Source organism: Streptomyces sp. NBC_01016, assembly GCF_026341035.1.
In the GTDB taxonomy this organism is placed as follows: Bacteria; Actinomycetota; Actinomycetes; order Streptomycetales; family Streptomycetaceae; genus Streptomyces.
Map to the genome: position 1 here is coordinate 882,515 of NZ_JAPEOQ010000002.1, position 15,968 is coordinate 898,482.

A 15,968-nucleotide genomic window follows, 5' to 3' on the forward strand; every position below is an offset into this window, starting at 1 on the left:
CGAGGCGCTGCGCGCCGCCCCTTTTGAATCGTGTTTTCCTTTGGAGGCCCCCACCGTGTCCAAGCCGCCCTTCACGCACCTGCATGTGCACACCCAGTACTCGCTTCTGGACGGTGCGGCGCGGCTCAATGACATGTTCAAGGCCGCCGGCGACATGGGCATGACGCACATCGCGATGTCCGACCACGGCAACCTGCACGGGGCGTACGACTTCTTCCACACCGCGGAGAAGGCGGGCATCACGCCGATCATCGGCATCGAGGCCTACGTCGCCCCGGAGTCCCGGCGCAACAAGCGGAAGGTCCAGTGGGGGCAGCCGCACCAGAAGCGCGACGACGTCTCCGGTTCCGGTGGTTACACCCACAAGACGATGTGGGCGGCGAACAGCACGGGGCTGCACAACCTGTTCAAGCTGTCGTCGGACGCGTACGCCGAGGGCTGGCTGCAGAAGTGGCCGCGCATGGACAAGGAGACGCTCTCCCAGTGGAGCGAGGGCATCATCGCCTCCACCGGCTGCCCCTCCGGTGAGCTGCAGACCCGCCTGCGCCTCGGCCAGTTCGACGAGGCGGTCAAGGCGGCGGCCGAGTACCAGGACATCTTCGGCAAGGACCGGTACTTCCTGGAGCTGATGGACCACGGCATCGACATCGAGCACCGGGTCCGCGAGGACCTCCTGCGGGTCGGCAAGAAGGTCGGCATCCCGCCCCTGGTGACGAACGACTCGCACTACACGTACGCGAACGAGGCGACGGCGCACGACGCGCTGCTGTGCATCCAGACCGGCAAGAACCTCTCCGACCCGGACCGCTTCCGGTTCAACGGCACGGGCTACTACCTGAAGTCGACGGACGAGATGTACGCCATCGACTCCTCGGACGCCTGGCAGGAGGGCTGCCGCAACACGCTGCTCGTGGCCGAGCAGATCGACACGACCGGCATGTTCGAGAAGCGCGACCTCATGCCGAAGTTCGACATCCCGGAAGGCTTCACGGAGATCACCTGGTTCCAGGAGGAGGTCCGGGTCGGCATGAACCGCCGCTACCCGGGCGGCGTCCCCGAGGACCGCCAGAAGCAGGTCGAGTACGAGATGGACATCATCATCCAGATGGGGTTCCCGGGGTACTTCCTGGTCGTCGCCGACTTCATCATGTGGGCCAAGAACAACGGCATCGCGGTGGGTCCGGGCCGTGGTTCCGCGGCCGGTTCGATCGTCGCGTACGCCATGGGCATCACCGACCTCGACCCGATCACGCACGGGCTGATCTTCGAGCGGTTCCTCAACCCCGAGCGCGTCTCCATGCCCGATGTCGACATCGACTTCGACGAGCGCAGGCGCGTCGAAGTGATCAGGTACGTGACCGAGAAGTACGGCGCCGACAAGGTCGCCATGATCGGCACCTACGGCAAGATCAAGGCCAAGAACGCGATCAAGGACTCCGCGCGCGTGCTCGGCTACCCGTACGCGATGGGCGACCGCCTCACCAAGGCGATGCCCGCTGACGTCCTCGGCAAGGGCATCGACCTCTCCGGCATCACCGACTCCCAGCACCCGCGCTACAGCGAGGCCGGCGAGATCCGGGGGATGTACGAGAACGAGCCGGACGTCAAGAAGGTCATCGACACCGCCAAGGGCGTCGAGGGTCTGGTCCGGCAGATGGGTGTGCACGCGGCCGGCGTGATCATGTCCAGCGAGCCGATCGTCGACCACGCCCCGCTGTGGACCCGGCACACCGACGGCGTGACGATCACGCAGTGGGACTACCCGCAGTGCGAGTCGCTCGGCCTCCTGAAGATGGACTTCCTGGGGCTGCGCAACCTGACGATCATGGACGACGCCGTCAAGATGGTGCGTTCCAACAAGGGCATCGACCTGGAGATGCTCGATCTCCCGCTGGACGACCCGAAGACCTTCGAACTGCTCTGCCGCGGTGACACGCTCGGTGTGTTCCAGTTCGACGGCGGCCCGATGCGTTCGCTGCTGCGCCAGATGCAGCCCGACAACTTCGAGGACATTTCCGCCGTCTCGGCCCTGTACCGGCCGGGCCCGATGGGCATGAACTCGCACATCAACTACGCGGAGCGCAAGAACGGCCGGCAGGAGATCACGCCGATCCACAAGGAGCTCGAAGAGCCCCTGAAGGAGACGCTCGGCCTGACCTACGGCCTGATCGTGTACCAGGAGCAGGTGCAGAAGGCCGCGCAGATCGTCGCCGGCTACTCGCTCGGCGAGGCCGACGTGCTGCGCCGCGTGATGGGCAAGAAGAAGCCCGAGGAACTGGCGAAGAACTTCGTCCTCTTCCAGGAGGGCGCGAAGAAGAAGGGCTTCTCCGACGCGGCGATCCAGGCCCTGTGGGACGTCCTGGTCCCGTTCGCGGGCTACGCGTTCAACAAGGCGCACTCCTCCGCGTACGGCCTGGTCACCTACTGGACCGCGTACCTGAAGGCGAACTACCCCGCCGAGTACATGGCCGCGCTGCTCACCTCGGTCAAGGACGACAAGGACAAGTCGGCCGTCTACCTCAACGAGTGCCGGCGCATGAAGATCAAGGTCCTCCCGCCGGACGTGAACGAGTCGGTGCACAACTTCGCCGCCCAGGGCGACGACGTGATCCTCTTCGGCCTGGAGGCGGTCCGCAACGTCGGGTCGAACGTGGTGGAGTCGATCGTCCGGGCCCGCAAGGCGAAGGGGAAGTTCACCTCGTTCCCCGACTACCTGGACAAGATCGAGGCCGCCGCCTGCAACAAGCGGACGACGGAATCGCTGATCAAGGCCGGCGCCTTCGACGCGATGAACCACACCCGCAAGGGCCTCACCGCCCAGTACGAGCCGATGATCGACAACGTCGTGGCGGTGAAGCGCAAGGAGGCCGAGGGACAGTTCGACCTCTTCGGCGGCATGGGCGAGGGGGAGAGCGACGAGCCGGGCTTCGGCCTCGACGTCGAGTTCTCCACCGACGAGTGGGACAAGACGTACCTGCTCGCCCAGGAGCGCGAGATGCTCGGCCTGTACGTCTCCGACCACCCGCTCTTCGGCCTGGAGCATGTGCTCTCCGACAAGGCGGACGCGGGCATCGGCCAGCTCACCGGCGGTGACTTCGGGGACGGTGCGGTCGTCACGGTCGGCGGCATCATCTCGGGCCTCCAGCGCAAGATGACCAAGCAGGGCAACGCCTGGGCGATCGCGACCGTCGAGGACCTCGCCGGTTCCATCGAGTGCATGTTCTTCCCGGCGACGTACCAGCTGGTGTCCACGCAGCTCGTCGAGGACGCCGTGGTGTTCGTGAAGGGCCGCCTCGACAAGCGGGAGGACGTGCCGCGCCTGGTCGCCATGGAGATGCAGGTCCCCGACCTGTCGAACGCGGGGACCAACGCGCCGGTGACCCTCACGATCCCGGCCCTGAAGGTGACCCCGCCGATGATCAGCCGACTCGGCGAGATCCTCACCAACCACCGCGGCGACAGCGAGGTGCGGATCAAGCTCCAGGGGCCGCGCAAGACCACGGTGCTGCGGCTCGACCGGCACCGGGTGAAGCCCGACCCGGCGCTGTACGGCGACCTGAAGGTGCTGCTCGGTCCTTCCTGCCTGGCAGGTTGACCCCGCCGAGACACGCGCGAGGGGCGCACCCGGACTTCCGGGTGCGCCCCTCGCTTTGTGCCAACTGCCTTACGAGGCGCCTCAGTTGTGACCGAAGCGGCGCTCGCGGTGCTTGCGGGCCACGTCGCCCGGAGTCGCCTCCACGGCCGACTTGGCCTGGGCCTCCATGGCCGAGGACCGGGCCTGCTCGTCCGGCTGAGCGGCCTGGGCCGCCTTCTGCTGATGGCGGTTCTGCTTACGGTTCTTGGCCATGGTGATCTGCCTCCTGCGGGGGATCTAGGGGCCAGGGCCGGCTTCAGATTCACACAGTCGGAGGAAGAACGCATTTCGGGGTATTACCGTTCGTAACGGGTGATCTTCGCGGGGTGGACACCCCGAGTTCACGGCTTCCGCCACGCCGAAGATCCAGTTCGGGCCGTTAACCCCACCGCGGTCGGGCAGACTCGAAGGAAACCCGAAGCGAAGCCGCGGGAGCCGTCCCGTGGAGCGTGTCCGGACTGCTGGCAGGTCGGCTGAAAGAGGGTGGATCGCGTGGATCGTTGCATCGTTCTGGTGGATGCCGGATATCTGCTGGGGGCCGCGGCGAGCCTGCTCGCGGGCGAGCCGTCCCGCTCCCGGATTCATGTCGACCATGCCGCCCTCATCCAGGGACTGCGCGAGCGCGCCGAGGCCGAGACCGGGCGGGATCTGCTGCGCATCTACTGGTTCGACGGGGCGCCGGACCGGGTGCCGCAGCCCGAGCACCGGCGGCTGCGGGTGATGCCGCGGGTCACCGTCCGGCTCGGCGCGCTGACCCGGTCCGACGGGCGGTGGGCACAGAAGGGCGTCGACGCGGCGATGCACGCCGAGCTGACCGAGCTGGCCCGCAATCGTGCCTGCTCGGACATTGTGCTCGTGACCGGGGACGGGGATCTGCTGCCCGGCATGATGGCCGCCAAGGAGCACGGCGTCGCCGTCCACCTGTGGGCGGTGCAGGCCGCCGACGGCGACTACAACCAGTCCGAGGACCTGGTCGCGGAGGCCGACGAGCGGCGGGTGCTCGACCGGTCCTGGATCACCAAGGCCGTACGCGCCAAGGAGCTCGGCGGGATCTGCGCCCCGCCGCCCGTGCCGCGCCCGGAGATCGCCGCGATCCTGTCCGCGCCGCTGCCCGAGTCGGCGCTCTCCTCCGCGGGGCGTTCCGTGGAGGAGCCCGGGGGCGCGGCGCCCGTGCAGCATGCGCCTGCCGGGCACGGGGAGAACGGTGCGGGGGCTTCGCAGGCGTCGGAGGAGGACCGGGCCGGCGGTGGCAAGGGTGTGCCCACGCCCAAGGACCTCGCCGCGCTGCGCGGGCCGGGGGCGCAGGTCGCGCAGCATCCCGCGAACGCGACGCTGCGGTGGTCGTCCGACAAGGGGTGGGTCGAGCGGCCCGGGGGCGGTGGGGAGCCGGCCGATGTGGCGTCCTTGCCGACGCTGGCGCAGCTCACCACGGCGGAGCAGCGGTGGGCAGACCGCGAGGAGGACATCACCGCGGTCGGCGGGGATCCGTACGAGGTCGGGCAGGTGTTCGCGCGGCGGTGGCGGGAGCGGTTGGGGGAGCAGGCGGAGTTGCAGAAGCTGTCGACCATGTATCCGCGGGTGCCGCACCGGATCGACGGTGAGTTGTTGCGGTACGCGGCGCGGTTCGGGTTGCTTGCGCACAAGGACGACCAGATCGACGAGCACGACCGGTATGCGATCCGGGCGGGGTTCTGGCGGGAGATCGACGTCCGGACGGCGGAACACGCGGCTGCGGCCGAGTAGGCGGGCGGGTTGGCGGGGCGGAGCCCCGTGGCGTAGGTGCGGGGGAGCCGGGTGTACGGCAGGCGTGGGAAATGTCCCGCCCCGCGTGCAATCGTGAACGCCGGACCCCGTAGGCTCCTTCCTCGTGAGTATGCGCACCGATGCCGTCGCCCCTCAGCGTCACGGGGGCGCTGTGGTGTGCGCGGTGCGGGGGCTCCGTAAGACGTATCCCGCCTCGCGCGGGCGCCGTGGTGTGCCCGGTACGCCGGAGTTGCGGGCCACGGACGACGTACACCTCGACATCCGGCGCGGGGAGATCTTCGGGCTCCTCGGGCCGAACGGGGCCGGCAAATCCACCCTCGTACGGCAGCTGACCGGGCTGATGCGCCCCGACGCGGGAAGCGTCGAGATCCTCGGCCACGACATCGTGCGGCACCCCGAGCGCGCCTCCCGGATCCTCGCCTACCTCGGGCAGGAGTCGACCGCGCTGGACGAGTTGACCGTCGCGCTGGCCGCCGAGACCACCGGGCGCCTGCGGGGGCTCCCGCTCAAGGACGCCCGGGCCGCGCGCGACGACGTACTCGACGAGCTGGGGCTCACCCCGCTCGCCTCGCGACCGATCAAGAAGCTGTCCGGCGGGCAGCGGCGGCTCGCCTGTTTCGCGTCCGCGCTCGTCGGCGAGCGGCCGCTGCTCGTGCTCGACGAGCCGACCACCGGCATGGACCCCGTCGCCCGGCGCGCCGTCTGGGGCGCCGTCGACCGGCGGCGGGCCGAGCGCGGCACGACCGTACTGCTCGTCACCCACAATGTGATCGAGGCCGAGACCGTGCTCGACCGGGTGGCCGTGCTCGACCAGGGCCGCGTCATCGCCTGCGACACCCCCGCGGGCCTCAAGGAACGTGTCGCCGGCGAGGTGCGCGTGGAACTCGTGTGGCGGGAGAAAGCTCCGATGGAGCTCGACGAGGTGGCGCGGCTGCGCCCACACGCCGTGGAATCGGGGCGGCGCTGGTCGCTGCGGCTCGAACCGGACGCGGCCCGCTCCGCCGTCGCCGCCGTCACCGGCGGCCCGGCCTTCGACTTCCTGGACGACTTCACGCTCGCGACGCCGAGCCTGGAGGACGTGTACCTGGCGCTCGGCGGGAGCCGCAGCGGTGTGAAGGGCCTGGTGAAGGCATGAGCGTCGTTCCCACCGCTCCCGCGGTCGCCTCCGCGCCCGCGCGCCCCGCGCCCGCGCCGGGCCCCGCCGAGGAGGCGCTCGCGCCCCGCGCCCGCTTCCTGCCCGCGCTCGCCGCCGTCTACCGGGCGCAGCTCAGCCGGGCCCGCGTGGCCCGGATCCCGCTGCTGTTCGTGGCGACGTTCCAGAGCATCGGCATCATGATCCTGATGCGCGGCGTCGTCGAGCAGGGCGGCCGTGAGGCGCAGGCCGTGGTGGCCGGGTCCGCGGTGCTCGTCGTCGCGTTCGTCGCGCTGAACCTGCTCGCCCAGTACTTCGGGCAGCTGCGGGCGGCCGGCGGGCTCGACCACTACGCGACGCTGCCGGTGCCGCCCGCTTCCGTGGTGCTCGGCGCCGCGGGGGCGTACGCCTCGTTCACCGTGCCGGGGACCGTGGTCACCGCAGTCGTCGGCTGTCTGATGTTCCAGCTGCCGCTCGCCCACCTGTGGGTGCTCGCCGCGGTGATCCCGCTGGCGGGCGCCGCCCTCGCGGGCCTCGGTGCCGCGCTCGGCCTGCTCGCGCCCCGGCCCGAACTGGCCACGCTGCTCGGTCAGTTGGGCATGTCCGCGGCGCTGCTGCTCGGCGTGCTTCCGGCCGACCGGATGCCGGAGTTCGTGCAGTGGGCGCGGGACCTGCTCCCGTCGACGTACGGGGTCGAGGCGTTCGCGCGTACCTTCGCCGCGCACCCCGACTGGGGCGTGGTCCTGCTCGACCTGGGCGTCTGCGCGGTCGTCGGCGTCGCCTCGCTGGCCGTGGCCACGTGGGCCTACCGTCGGGCCGCCGTCCGCTAGGGCCTGTCCGGAGTTCCCCCGCGGCGTCACAACGCTGGGCACGTACGCTCGCCGCGTTGCCGAAACGCCCGAATAGCTCCGCTATGAGGGCGTTCCGGCGCCTTGCGATCGCACGCACCCAGCGCCGCTCCTTGCTCCACGGGGGAACTCCGGACAGGCCCTGACGCGCCGCACAGCGACGCCTGGCACGATGGCAGGGTGACCGCACCGCTGACACCGCCACCCCATCAGCCCCCGCACAACAACGGGCACAGCAACCCCTGGCAGGCCCCCGACCCCATGACAGGACATCTGCCGCCCGCGCCCCAGGCCCCCCAGGAGGACGGTCCCGGGCTCCGGGCCGAACTGCGCGAGGCCGCCGTCGTGACGGTCGGCGTCGCGGTGGTGGGGCTCGCGCTCGGCGCGCTGTGGCTGTGGCTCGCGCCCAGGGTCCCACTGGTCTCGGACGCGTCGGCGGTCTACCTCAAGGACACCGAGGGCGAGCAGGCCATCGGCATCGACGGAACGTTCACCCTGCTCGGGCTCGCGTTCGGCGTCGTCACCGGTGCGGCTGTCTTCCTGTGGCGCAGGCGCGGGGGCGTTCCCCTGGTTGTGGGGTTGGCCCTGGGCAGTCTGCTCGGTGGCGTGCTCGCCTGGCGGTTCGGCGTCTGGCTCGGGCCTGCGCAGAACGTTGCGGCGCATGCGAAGGCCGTTGGCAAGGGGGTGGTGTTCGATGCGCCCCTGGAGTTGAACGCCAAGGGCGCGTTGCTTGCGTGGCCGCTGGCCGCGTTGGTCGTGCATCTCGGACTGACCGGGTTGTTCGGGCCGCGGGACCCGGATCCGTATTTCGCGACGCCGTACGGGACGCAGGGTGACGGCTCCGCCGCGCCCACGGCCCCGTAACCCACGGAGTCAGTCGTGCCGCGCGGGAGGCACGGTGACGTGCTCCGCCGCTGATCCCTCCTCGGCCAGATAATCGCTCGGCCCCTCCTTGTCCACCAGGCGGCTGAGCCGGGTCGGGATGTTGAAGCCGATCAGGACGATCACCAGCAGCGTGAGGGCGGACGTCAGGATCGCCAGGGACTGGCCGAGTGACATGCCCGAGGCCAGCCGTGCGCCGAGCACTGGGGCGACCGCGCCGCCGAGGGCTCCCACGTTGTACGTGAAGCCGAGGGACGCCGCGCGGGTCTCGGTCGGGAAGTGGCCCGCGATGTACTTGGGGAGCAGGCCCGAGATGCCCTGCATGCACGCGAGCATGCAGAACAGCAGGATGCCGAGCCCCACCGGGCTGTCGTGGACCGCGAACACCGGGAAGACGAAGGCGAGGCCGACGATCAGCGTCACCGCGTACGCGCGCCGCGTGCCGAACCGGTCGCCGATGAAGCCCGCCACGACGCAGCCGACCGCCGTGCCGAAGCCCGCCCAGAAGAGGGCGTCGGTGACCTCGGAGGGGGAGTAGCCCAGCTCGGTCTTCAGGTACGTCGGCAGCAGCGCCTGCACCGGCCAGCTGTACAGGAACGCGCAGAACACGGTCACCGTCAGCGCCACGTACAGCAGCCAGCGCTTGCGGCCGCCCAGCTGGACCGTGAAGGCCAGCAGGCAGGCCGCCGCCACCACGGACAGTAGCGGCACCGCGCCCCCGCCGAGCGGCGTGAACACCGCGAACAGGGCGCCCGTCGCCACCACCACGAGCACCGTGTTGATCGTCGCGAGGCGGCGCGTGGCGAACAGCGGGCGGAACGGGTTGGGCCGTTCACCGGCGTCCGCCACCTGCTCCTGCCACTCCTCCGCCTCGGGCAGCGCCCGCCGCACCCACAGCGCGATCGCCACGGGGAAGAGCCCGATGTAGAACAGCCAGCGCCACCCGTGGCCCGGGACCACGAGCTCGTACACCTCGGCCGCGAGGACGCCGCCGAGCGAGAAGCCGGAGATCAGGAAGCCGGACGCGCGGTTGCGCAGCTTCGCGGGCCAGCTCTCCAGGACGTACGTGGCGCTCGCGCTGTACTCACCGGCCATGCCCATGCCGATCAGCAGGCGCGCGGTGAACAGGCTCGTGTAGTCCCACGCGAAACCGCAGGCGAACGTGCCGAACGAATAGAGCACGATCGAGACGACCATCGCCACCTTGCGGCCGAAGCGGTCGCCGAGCGCGCCGAGGACCGCGCCGCCCAGCCAGCGCGTGATGAACGCGCCGGAGACCAGGCTCGCCTGCTCGACCGACGACAGGCCGAAGTCGTCGCCGATCTCGGTCAGTACGAGGGTGATCAGGACGAAGTCGAAACCGTCGAGGAAGTAGCCGATCCAGGCGGCGAAGAAGGACTTCCACCGGGCGGGGCCGATGTCGGAGTACCAGCGGCCGGAGGCGGCCGCGGGGGTGGTGCCAGGAGTCATCGTCGAATCCAGGGTGCGACAGGTGAGGCGGGGAGGTGGAGGGTCAGGCGGGCAGCAGGCCGGCCTCGACCAGGTGGCGGCGGACGTACGCGAACTCGGCCTCGCCGAGCGGGATCTGCGGCGCGGCCGTGGCGGGGCAGTCGATGACGCCCTGGAGGTGGACGGCGGCCTTGAACGCGCCGAGCGCGGAGGACGAGCCGCCCATGACGGCCGGGTCGCCGGCGTCCGTGATCGCGAACAGTGCGGCGAGCCGGTTCTGCTCGGTGCGGGCCGCGTCCCAGTCGCCGGCGCGGGCGGCTTCGTAGAGCCGGACATAGCCATGTGCGTCTACGTTGCCGAGGCCCGGGACGACGCCGTCGACGCCCGCGAGGAGGGCGCCGTCCACGGTCAGTTCGGCGCCCGTGAACACCGAGAACGTGGGGGCCGCGGCGCGCAGCGGGGCGAGCAGGCGGCGCAGGGAGCCCTCGTCGCCGCTGGAGTCCTTGAGGCCCGCGAGGGTGCCGTCGGCGGCCAGTTCGAGGATCGTGTCGTGGCCGAGCTTGCTGTGCACGGCGACCGGGATGTCGTACGCGAACAGGGGCAGGTCCGCGCCGGAGCGCAGCCGCCGGAAGTGGTTCGCGATCTCGGCCGGGTGGGTGCGCGTGTAGAACGGCGCGGTCGCCACGAGCGCGTCGGCGCCCGCCTTCACGGCGTCCTGGGCCCGCTCCAGGACCCGGGCCGTCGTCGTCTCGATGACGCCGGCGAGGACCGGGACCCGGCCCCCTGCCGCGTCGACGGCGGCCTCCAGGGCGGTGCGGCGCTGGGCGTCCGTGAGGTAGGCCGTCTCGCCGCTGGAGCCCAGCATGAAGAGGCCGTGCACCCCGGCGCCGATGAGGTGCTCGGCGAGCCGCCGCACCGACGCGACGTCCACCTCGCCCTCTGCGGTGAGCGGGGTGATCAGCGGCGGAACGACGCCCCGGAAGGGAGCGGGGAGCGGGGCTCGGAGAGTCATGGCGGTGGACTCCAGGGTTAACTGATGGTGTACGGAGATGGGACGTAGGATGTCCTACGTCCTGGAGGTGACAGTGCTCCACCGTCGAGCACACTGTCAAGGGTTCGAAGAATCCGGCAGAGCACGGGAAAGATCACAGGAGGGGCCTGAATGCGAGCGCTGGTCGCGGACGACGCGCAGCAGAAGATCAAGGAATTCATCGTCGAGGGCGGTCTCGGCCCCGGCGATCCGCTGCCGACCGAGACCGAGCTGATGGAGCGGTTCTCGGTCAGCCGCAACTCGCTGCGCGAGGCCCTGAAGTCGCTGCAGGCCAAGCACATCGTGGAGATCCGGCGCGGCTTCGGGACGTACGTCGGGTCGATGTCGCTGGAGCCGCTGATCGACGGGCTCGCGTTCCGCACCGTCGTCGGGCACCGCAGGGGCGAGGACAGCCTGCTCGAACTGCTGCAGATGCGGGAGGCGTTGGAGGCGGGCCTGATGAGCAGCCTCGTGGGCCGGCTCGGCAAGGCGGAGCTCGATGTGCTCGACGGGCTCGTACGGCGGATGCACGAGGAGGTCGCCGGGGGCGGGGCGATCGACGCCGCGACCGACCGGGAGTTCCATCTCGCGCTGTACGGGCCGCTGGCGAACCGGCTGCTCAGCGAGTTGCTCGACGCGTTCTGGAGCGCCTTTCACCAGTCGCGGGCGCAGGACATCGGGCGCGCCCCCGAGGACGCGGACGGCGCGGAGCTGGCCCGGATGCACGGCCGGATCGTCGACGCCGTGCGGGCCGGGGACGCGGAGGCCGCGGAGGCCGCCGTGCATTCGCACTTCGACGACATCCGCGGCCGGTTGAGCGCGCGCTGACCGTGAGAGCCCCTGGCTCCTAGGCGGGCCGGTGCCCGTGGTTGGCCTTGCCCTTTTTGATCCGCCACTTCCGCTTGCGCGTCTTCTTCGACATGTTCAGGTGCTTAGTCGAAGAAGCGGGGCGCGTCGAGGGGTCACGCACGTCCGACGGGAGCGAGCACGGCATCCGTGAGCGCCGCCAAGTCCCTTGGCGCCAGCTCGACTTCGAGCCCGCGACGCCCCGCCGAGACACAGATCGTGTCGTGCTTCTCGGCGGAGGAGTCGATGACCGTGCGCAGCTTCTTGCGCTGCCCGAGCGGCGAGATGCCACCGCGTACGTACCCGGTCGTGCGCTCCGCGAGCGCCGGGTCGGCCATGGTGGCGCGCTTGCCGCCGACCGCCGCCGCGAGCGCCTTCAGGTCGAGCTGGCCCGCCACCGGCACGACGCCGACGACGAGCGCGCCGTCCACGTCCGCGACGAGCGTCTTGAACACCCGGTCCGGGGACACGCCCATCGCCTCCGCGGCCTCCTCGCCGTACGAGGCGTGCGCGGGGTCGTGCTCGTAGGAATGCACCGTGAAGGAGGCGCCCGCCGTGGTCAGGGCGACGGTCGCGGGAGTGCCTCCGGCGTGGTTCTGCTTCTTGGCCTTCTTCGCCAACGTGCCGCTTCCCTAAATGAGTTGAGTGACGTCAGTTGAGGCTGGTCGACTGCCGGGTGAGCTCCGTCGCCGGCAGCGACGGCAGATGGCGGATGATCGCCGTCTCCGCGCGCAGCAGCGTCAGCTCCTCGCGCAGCCGGGACGCCACGTCCTCGGCCTCCAGCAGATGCTGCTTCGTCGGTACGTCGAGGACCGCGGCCGCCGCGACCAGATACGACACCACCGACGGCTCGTCCGGCAGCTCCGCGCCCGTCGTCAGCGAGCGCTCACGGGCACCCGCGAGGCGCTTCTGGTACGAGCGGAACGCGCGCAGCACGCCCTCCGCGAGGGCGCCCGCCTCCTCGCCGTCCTCCTCGGGCAGCTCCTCCACCTCGACCGTCAGATACGGGCCCGAGGCGTCGACCGAGTGCAGCTTCACCCGGCGCGTGCCCGTGGCCAGCACCTCGTAGCTGCCGTCCGCGCGCTCCCTGATCGTCGCGGCGTCCGCGATGCAGCCGACGGCGTGGAAGGACGTGATGGGGTCGTCGCCGAAGCCCGCGGCCGGGCCCGTGCCCGCCTCCTTCGTGGTCACCTCGTCGGGCATACCGGACGAGGTGGGCGCGACCTCGTGGCCGTCGCGGATCGCGACGACCACGAACTGGCGGGGCTCGTCAGAGGTGGACGGTTCGGTGTCGGGCTCCGACGAATCGTCGGGCGACGCCTTCAACAGATCGCGCATCATGGCGCGATAGCGCTCCTCGAACACGTTCAGCGGGAGCACGAGTCCCGGGAACAGCACCGAGTTGAGCGGGAACAGCGGAAGTCGGACGGTGGTCACGTCGGTCAAGCGTAATGGTCGTCGGAGCGGAGCGGTCCGCCGCGCAGCGGCATCGTCGCCGCGACTTCGAGCCGGACCTGTCCGCGCAGCTCCATGAAATGGCCCAGCGGGTCGTCCGTGAGCCGGTCCCAGGGGAACGACGTCGCGTACGGGCCGATGAGCCGCAGCTGCTCGAGGGCGTCCTCCCAGCGTTCGAGTTCGACCAGTACGCAGGTCAGCAGATTGCGCACCTCGGCGGGCCACGGGTCCGCGGGCTCGTACGAGCGGGAGAGCTCCACGGCGAGGTCGACGGCGGCGTCCAGGCGGGCGCGGGGGATGCCGCTGCGCGGGGCGCCGGACGTCAGATACGCGAGGGCCGCGCGGGCCGGGAGCGCCTGGAGGAGCGAGCCCGGCAGGGCGTCCTGCGCGGCGCGCTCCGCGAAGTCGAAGCACTCGCGGTGCGAGCCGTACCAGGCGGCCGACAGATAGCGCAGGGCCGCGACGTGGCAGCCGTAGTGGTGCGGGGAGCGGCGCACCGCCCGCGCCCACAGCTGCTCGAACTCGGTGTGCGGGGCGTTGGTGCCGCGGGCGTGGTCCAGGGCGATGCGCCAGGGGACCGGGTCGCGGGGGTCGGACTCGGCCGCGGCCAGGATCAGCGGGGTGACCTCGCGCAGGAGCTCGGCGTGGGCGGGCGCGGCGAGGGCGCGGGTGACGGCGAGTTCGGCCTTGACCAGGAGCAGGTCGGGGTCGTGCGGCGAGGCCTCCTGCCAGTTCTCGAACCACTCGGGGCGGGCGGCGGCGAACGCGGCGAGGCGTTGCACGCCGCGGTCCCGGTTCTCCCACTCGGCGGCTTCGCGGGTGAGGGCGAGGGCCTTCGCGGCGGGGCCGTGGTCGCCGCGGCCGGCCGCGACGAGGGCCGGGGCGAGGCGGTCGTCCGGGGCGTCGAGGAGGAGGTCCTCGTCCGGGGGGAGGCCGATGCCCAGGGAGGTGGTGTGGCGGAGCATGCGGGTGGTGCGGATGAGGGCGCGCAGGAATGGCACGGGGCCTCCTTCTGCGCGGGACGTGGGGCATGGGTGCGGGTCGCGGTGGGTTGACGGTTGGGGCGGGTGGAAGGTTGCACGGGGTGGGGTGGTTCTTTGCCGCGTCTTGGCCGGGGGCCGGGCGGGGTGCTGTGTGCGCGGCAACGGAGATGACGTCGCGGGCTCTGCCCCGGACCCCGCGCCTCAATCGCCGGCGGGGCTTGATATGCCAGCGCCGCTTGATCAGCTTCTGCGGAGCAGTCGCGTTGCGCCCGCTGCCACCGTCGTCGCCAGGATCCAGCCCAGGAGGACCAGGATCGCCGAGGCCCACTGCCAGGGGCCGCGGAGTTGCCAGCTGCCGGCCTGGCCGAGGTCGATGACGGGGAGGAGGAGGTCGAGGGTGAAGAGGGCCGGGTCCCAGACCGGGCCCTCGCCGGGCTTGATGCGGGGGTGCGGGGCCTGGGAGAAGGCGACCGTGCTGAGCGCCCAGACGATCGCCATCCACAGCGCGGCCCGGCCGGGGCGGTACCCGTACGCCACCGTCCAGTCCTGGACGTAGCCCCACACCTTCGCCGCGATCGGCAGCGTCTCGCGGCGCCTGCGCTGCTTGGCGAGCAGCACCGCACGCGCGTCGGAGTCCTCGCCGCTGTTGCGCAGCACGGTGGCCAGCTGCTCGTACGGCTCCGGGCTGTACTCGGGTGTCGCGTCGGCGAGCCAGTCGAGGCGGCGGGCGAGGGGGAAGGGGCCGGACGCGATGAGGTTCTCGTACTGGAACCCGCCGAGGCGGAGCTGGCCGGGGCCCGGCCAGCTGGTCGATCTGTCGACCAGGTTCGTCGCCCGCGCGCCGGACAGCACGATCCGGCCGCGCTTCGGCTTGTCGCAGAGGAAGCGCAGTTCCGGGGTCTGGACGCGGCGCATGGAGACCTCCTGCTCGTTCTCCATCGTGAAGCGCGCCGAGTCCAGGTCGAGCGCGTCGCCGAACCGGCCGTCGTCGAGCCGCACCCCGCCCACGCACTCGAAGCGCTGCACGCGGGTGCCGCGGGCGGGCGTCATGCCGCCGTTGAGGAGCGGGCCGCCGAGCGCGGCGGGGCCGAGGTACAGGGTCCGCTCGACCGACATCTGCGGAGCGTTCAGGGCCCAGCGGCCCCGGCTGCTGTTCAGCCTGGCGCCGCGCAGCGACAGCGAGACGCCGACCGTCGCGCTGCGCAGTCTCAGCTCGCCGTGCGTCTCGAGCAGTTCGGCCTGGAGATCCTGGCCGATCGTGAGCCCGTCCGCCATGATCGACTTCCCGCGCCGGTCGCTGAACACGACGGCCTGGTTGAGCAGCAGGTCCGTCCCTATGTGCGCGTCCGTGAGCCGGATCCCCTTGTGGAAACGGCAGCGGGCGAGGTGCAGATCGCCCTCCGTGTGCACCCGGGCGCCCTCCAGGCGGGGCACCGAGCAGCCGATGAGCCGCACCGTCGTGAAGTGCGCCTCCGGGAGGAGCACCTCCTTCTCGAAGCGGCAGCCCTTCATCTCCAGGTACGGGACGACGTTGCCGCCCGCGAGGTCGAAGACGTCCGTGATCTGTACGCCCTGGAGCTTGAGCGAGGAGACCCGCCCGTCGAGCGCCGGCGGGCCGTCGAGCAGCAGCCACGCCACGATGCGCGCCCGCACGCTGCGCTCCGGGCCCCAGGGGTGGCCGCCGTGCGGATCGTCCCGCCCGCTGTCCCCGGTGCGCAGGTCGTAGACGCTTCCGTTGCGGAACGCCTGCCACATCCCCACCTCGGTGGCGGTCAGCCCGTCCGGCACGTCCCCGTTGCCGTTGCCGGTCGTCCCCTCGACCACGTCTGTTCTGCCTCCCCCGTGACACCCGCTGGTTCGTACAACTGTTCATGCCCGCTGTGTGACCGTCTGAACACTTGCGGTGACGCCGCCCTGCGGGTATCAGCCACTGATACAGGGCGCC

The 15,968-nt window shown here is 71.1% G+C and carries 14 protein-coding genes; 6 read left to right on the top strand and 8 right to left on the bottom strand.

Translation table 11 applies throughout. The annotated features are described in order from the left end of the window. The first annotated feature begins 55 nt into the window (after positions 1 to 55). Positions 56 to 3,595 carry a DNA polymerase III subunit alpha gene (gene dnaE / locus OG746_RS30710; RefSeq protein ID WP_266720612.1) on the top strand — a complete coding sequence of 1,180 codons (3,540 nt, stop codon included), beginning with the start codon at positions 56 to 58 and terminating at the stop codon, positions 3,593 to 3,595. A gap of 81 nt (positions 3,596 to 3,676) precedes the next feature. Here the strand turns inward: dnaE and OG746_RS30715 are convergent, their stop codons facing one another. Then, positions 3,677 to 3,847: a hypothetical protein gene (locus OG746_RS30715; RefSeq protein WP_266720614.1), complete on the bottom strand. Its 171-nt coding sequence runs from the start codon at positions 3,845 to 3,847 to the stop codon at positions 3,677 to 3,679. Positions 3,848 to 4,126: 279 nt separating this feature from the next. On the opposite strand from OG746_RS30715, the gene OG746_RS30720 reads away from it, so the two are divergent. The 4 genes from OG746_RS30720 to OG746_RS30735 all read left to right on the top strand — a co-directional run bounded on the left by OG746_RS30720 (position 4,127) and on the right by OG746_RS30735 (position 8,242). Continuing rightward, positions 4,127 to 5,377 (top strand): NYN domain-containing protein, encoded by a 1,251-nt coding sequence (locus OG746_RS30720; RefSeq protein ID WP_266720616.1) that lies wholly within the window; start codon positions 4,127 to 4,129, stop codon positions 5,375 to 5,377. A gap of 130 nt (positions 5,378 to 5,507) precedes the next feature. Beyond that, the gene (locus OG746_RS30725; RefSeq protein WP_443063212.1) at positions 5,508 to 6,533 is read left to right on the top strand and encodes an ABC transporter ATP-binding protein; all 1,026 of its coding nucleotides are present in this window, start codon (positions 5,508 to 5,510) and stop codon (positions 6,531 to 6,533) included. Continuing rightward, entirely contained in the window at positions 6,530 to 7,360 is an 831-nt protein-coding gene (locus OG746_RS30730; RefSeq protein ID WP_266720618.1) for an ABC transporter permease, read from the top strand. The genes OG746_RS30725 and OG746_RS30730 overlap by 4 nt, the downstream gene beginning before the upstream one ends. 198 nt (positions 7,361 to 7,558) lie before the next feature. Next, positions 7,559 to 8,242 carry a DUF2567 domain-containing protein gene (locus tag OG746_RS30735; RefSeq protein ID WP_266720620.1) on the top strand — a complete coding sequence of 228 codons (684 nt, stop codon included), beginning with the start codon at positions 7,559 to 7,561 and terminating at the stop codon, positions 8,240 to 8,242. Positions 8,243 to 8,251: 9 nt separating this feature from the next. Here the strand turns inward: OG746_RS30735 and OG746_RS30740 are convergent, their stop codons facing one another. Then, positions 8,252 to 9,730 carry a sialate:H+ symport family MFS transporter gene (locus tag OG746_RS30740; RefSeq protein ID WP_266720622.1) on the bottom strand — a complete coding sequence of 493 codons (1,479 nt, stop codon included), beginning with the start codon at positions 9,728 to 9,730 and terminating at the stop codon, positions 8,252 to 8,254. Positions 9,731 to 9,773: 43 nt separating this feature from the next. Then, positions 9,774 to 10,721, bottom strand: coding sequence for a dihydrodipicolinate synthase family protein (locus tag OG746_RS30745; protein WP_266720623.1), 948 nt, complete (start codon positions 10,719 to 10,721; stop codon positions 9,774 to 9,776). 150 nt (positions 10,722 to 10,871) lie between these two features. Here OG746_RS30745 and OG746_RS30750 point away from each other — a divergent pair, with 150 nt between their 5' ends. After that, complete coding sequence (locus OG746_RS30750; RefSeq protein ID WP_266720624.1) at positions 10,872 to 11,567, top strand: FadR/GntR family transcriptional regulator; 696 nt, start codon at positions 10,872 to 10,874, stop codon at positions 11,565 to 11,567. A gap of 19 nt (positions 11,568 to 11,586) precedes the next feature. Here the strand turns inward: OG746_RS30750 and OG746_RS45675 are convergent, their stop codons facing one another. The 5 genes from OG746_RS45675 to OG746_RS30770 form a co-directional block, all read right to left on the bottom strand. Further along, positions 11,587 to 11,733: a hypothetical protein gene (locus tag OG746_RS45675; RefSeq protein ID WP_524540501.1), complete on the bottom strand. Its 147-nt coding sequence runs from the start codon at positions 11,731 to 11,733 to the stop codon at positions 11,587 to 11,589. Continuing rightward, entirely contained in the window at positions 11,702 to 12,205 is a 504-nt protein-coding gene (gene ybaK, locus OG746_RS30755) for a Cys-tRNA(Pro) deacylase (RefSeq protein ID WP_266720626.1), read from the bottom strand. Before ybaK ends, OG746_RS45675 begins: the two co-directional genes overlap by 32 nt. A gap of 31 nt (positions 12,206 to 12,236) precedes the next feature. Continuing rightward, positions 12,237 to 13,022: an LON peptidase substrate-binding domain-containing protein gene (locus OG746_RS30760; RefSeq protein WP_266720628.1), complete on the bottom strand. Its 786-nt coding sequence runs from the start codon at positions 13,020 to 13,022 to the stop codon at positions 12,237 to 12,239. 5 nt (positions 13,023 to 13,027) lie between these two features. Next, positions 13,028 to 14,005, bottom strand: a complete 978-nt coding sequence (locus tag OG746_RS30765; RefSeq protein ID WP_266725537.1) for a hypothetical protein — start codon at positions 14,003 to 14,005, stop codon at positions 13,028 to 13,030. 258 nt (positions 14,006 to 14,263) lie between these two features. Beyond that, positions 14,264 to 15,778 carry an oxidoreductase gene (locus OG746_RS30770; RefSeq protein ID WP_443063211.1) on the bottom strand — a complete coding sequence of 505 codons (1,515 nt, stop codon included), beginning with the start codon at positions 15,776 to 15,778 and terminating at the stop codon, positions 14,264 to 14,266. Between the last annotated feature and the right edge of the window lie 190 nt (positions 15,779 to 15,968).

What these genes read in the sequence shown, in the direction of transcription:
- OG746_RS30715 (WP_266720614.1), bottom strand. Translation starts at nt 3,847, where the DNA reads ATGGCCAAGAACCGTAAGCAGAACCGCCATCAGCAGAAGGCGGCCCAG.
- OG746_RS30725 (WP_443063212.1), top strand. Translation starts at nt 5,508, where the DNA reads ATGCGCACCGATGCCGTCGCCCCTCAGCGTCACGGGGGCGCTGTGGTG.
- OG746_RS30730 (WP_266720618.1), top strand. Translation starts at nt 6,530, where the DNA reads ATGAGCGTCGTTCCCACCGCTCCCGCGGTCGCCTCCGCGCCCGCGCGC.
- OG746_RS30740 (WP_266720622.1), bottom strand. Translation starts at nt 9,730, where the DNA reads ATGACTCCTGGCACCACCCCCGCGGCCGCCTCCGGCCGCTGGTACTCC.
- OG746_RS30745 (WP_266720623.1), bottom strand. Translation starts at nt 10,721, where the DNA reads ATGACTCTCCGAGCCCCGCTCCCCGCTCCCTTCCGGGGCGTCGTTCCG.
- OG746_RS30750 (WP_266720624.1), top strand. Translation starts at nt 10,872, where the DNA reads ATGCGAGCGCTGGTCGCGGACGACGCGCAGCAGAAGATCAAGGAATTC.
- OG746_RS45675 (WP_524540501.1), bottom strand. Translation starts at nt 11,733, where the DNA reads ATGCCGTGCTCGCTCCCGTCGGACGTGCGTGACCCCTCGACGCGCCCC.
- OG746_RS30765 (WP_266725537.1), bottom strand. Translation starts at nt 14,005, where the DNA reads ATGCTCCGCCACACCACCTCCCTGGGCATCGGCCTCCCCCCGGACGAG.
- OG746_RS30770 (WP_443063211.1), bottom strand. Translation starts at nt 15,778, where the DNA reads ATGTGGCAGGCGTTCCGCAACGGAAGCGTCTACGACCTGCGCACCGGG.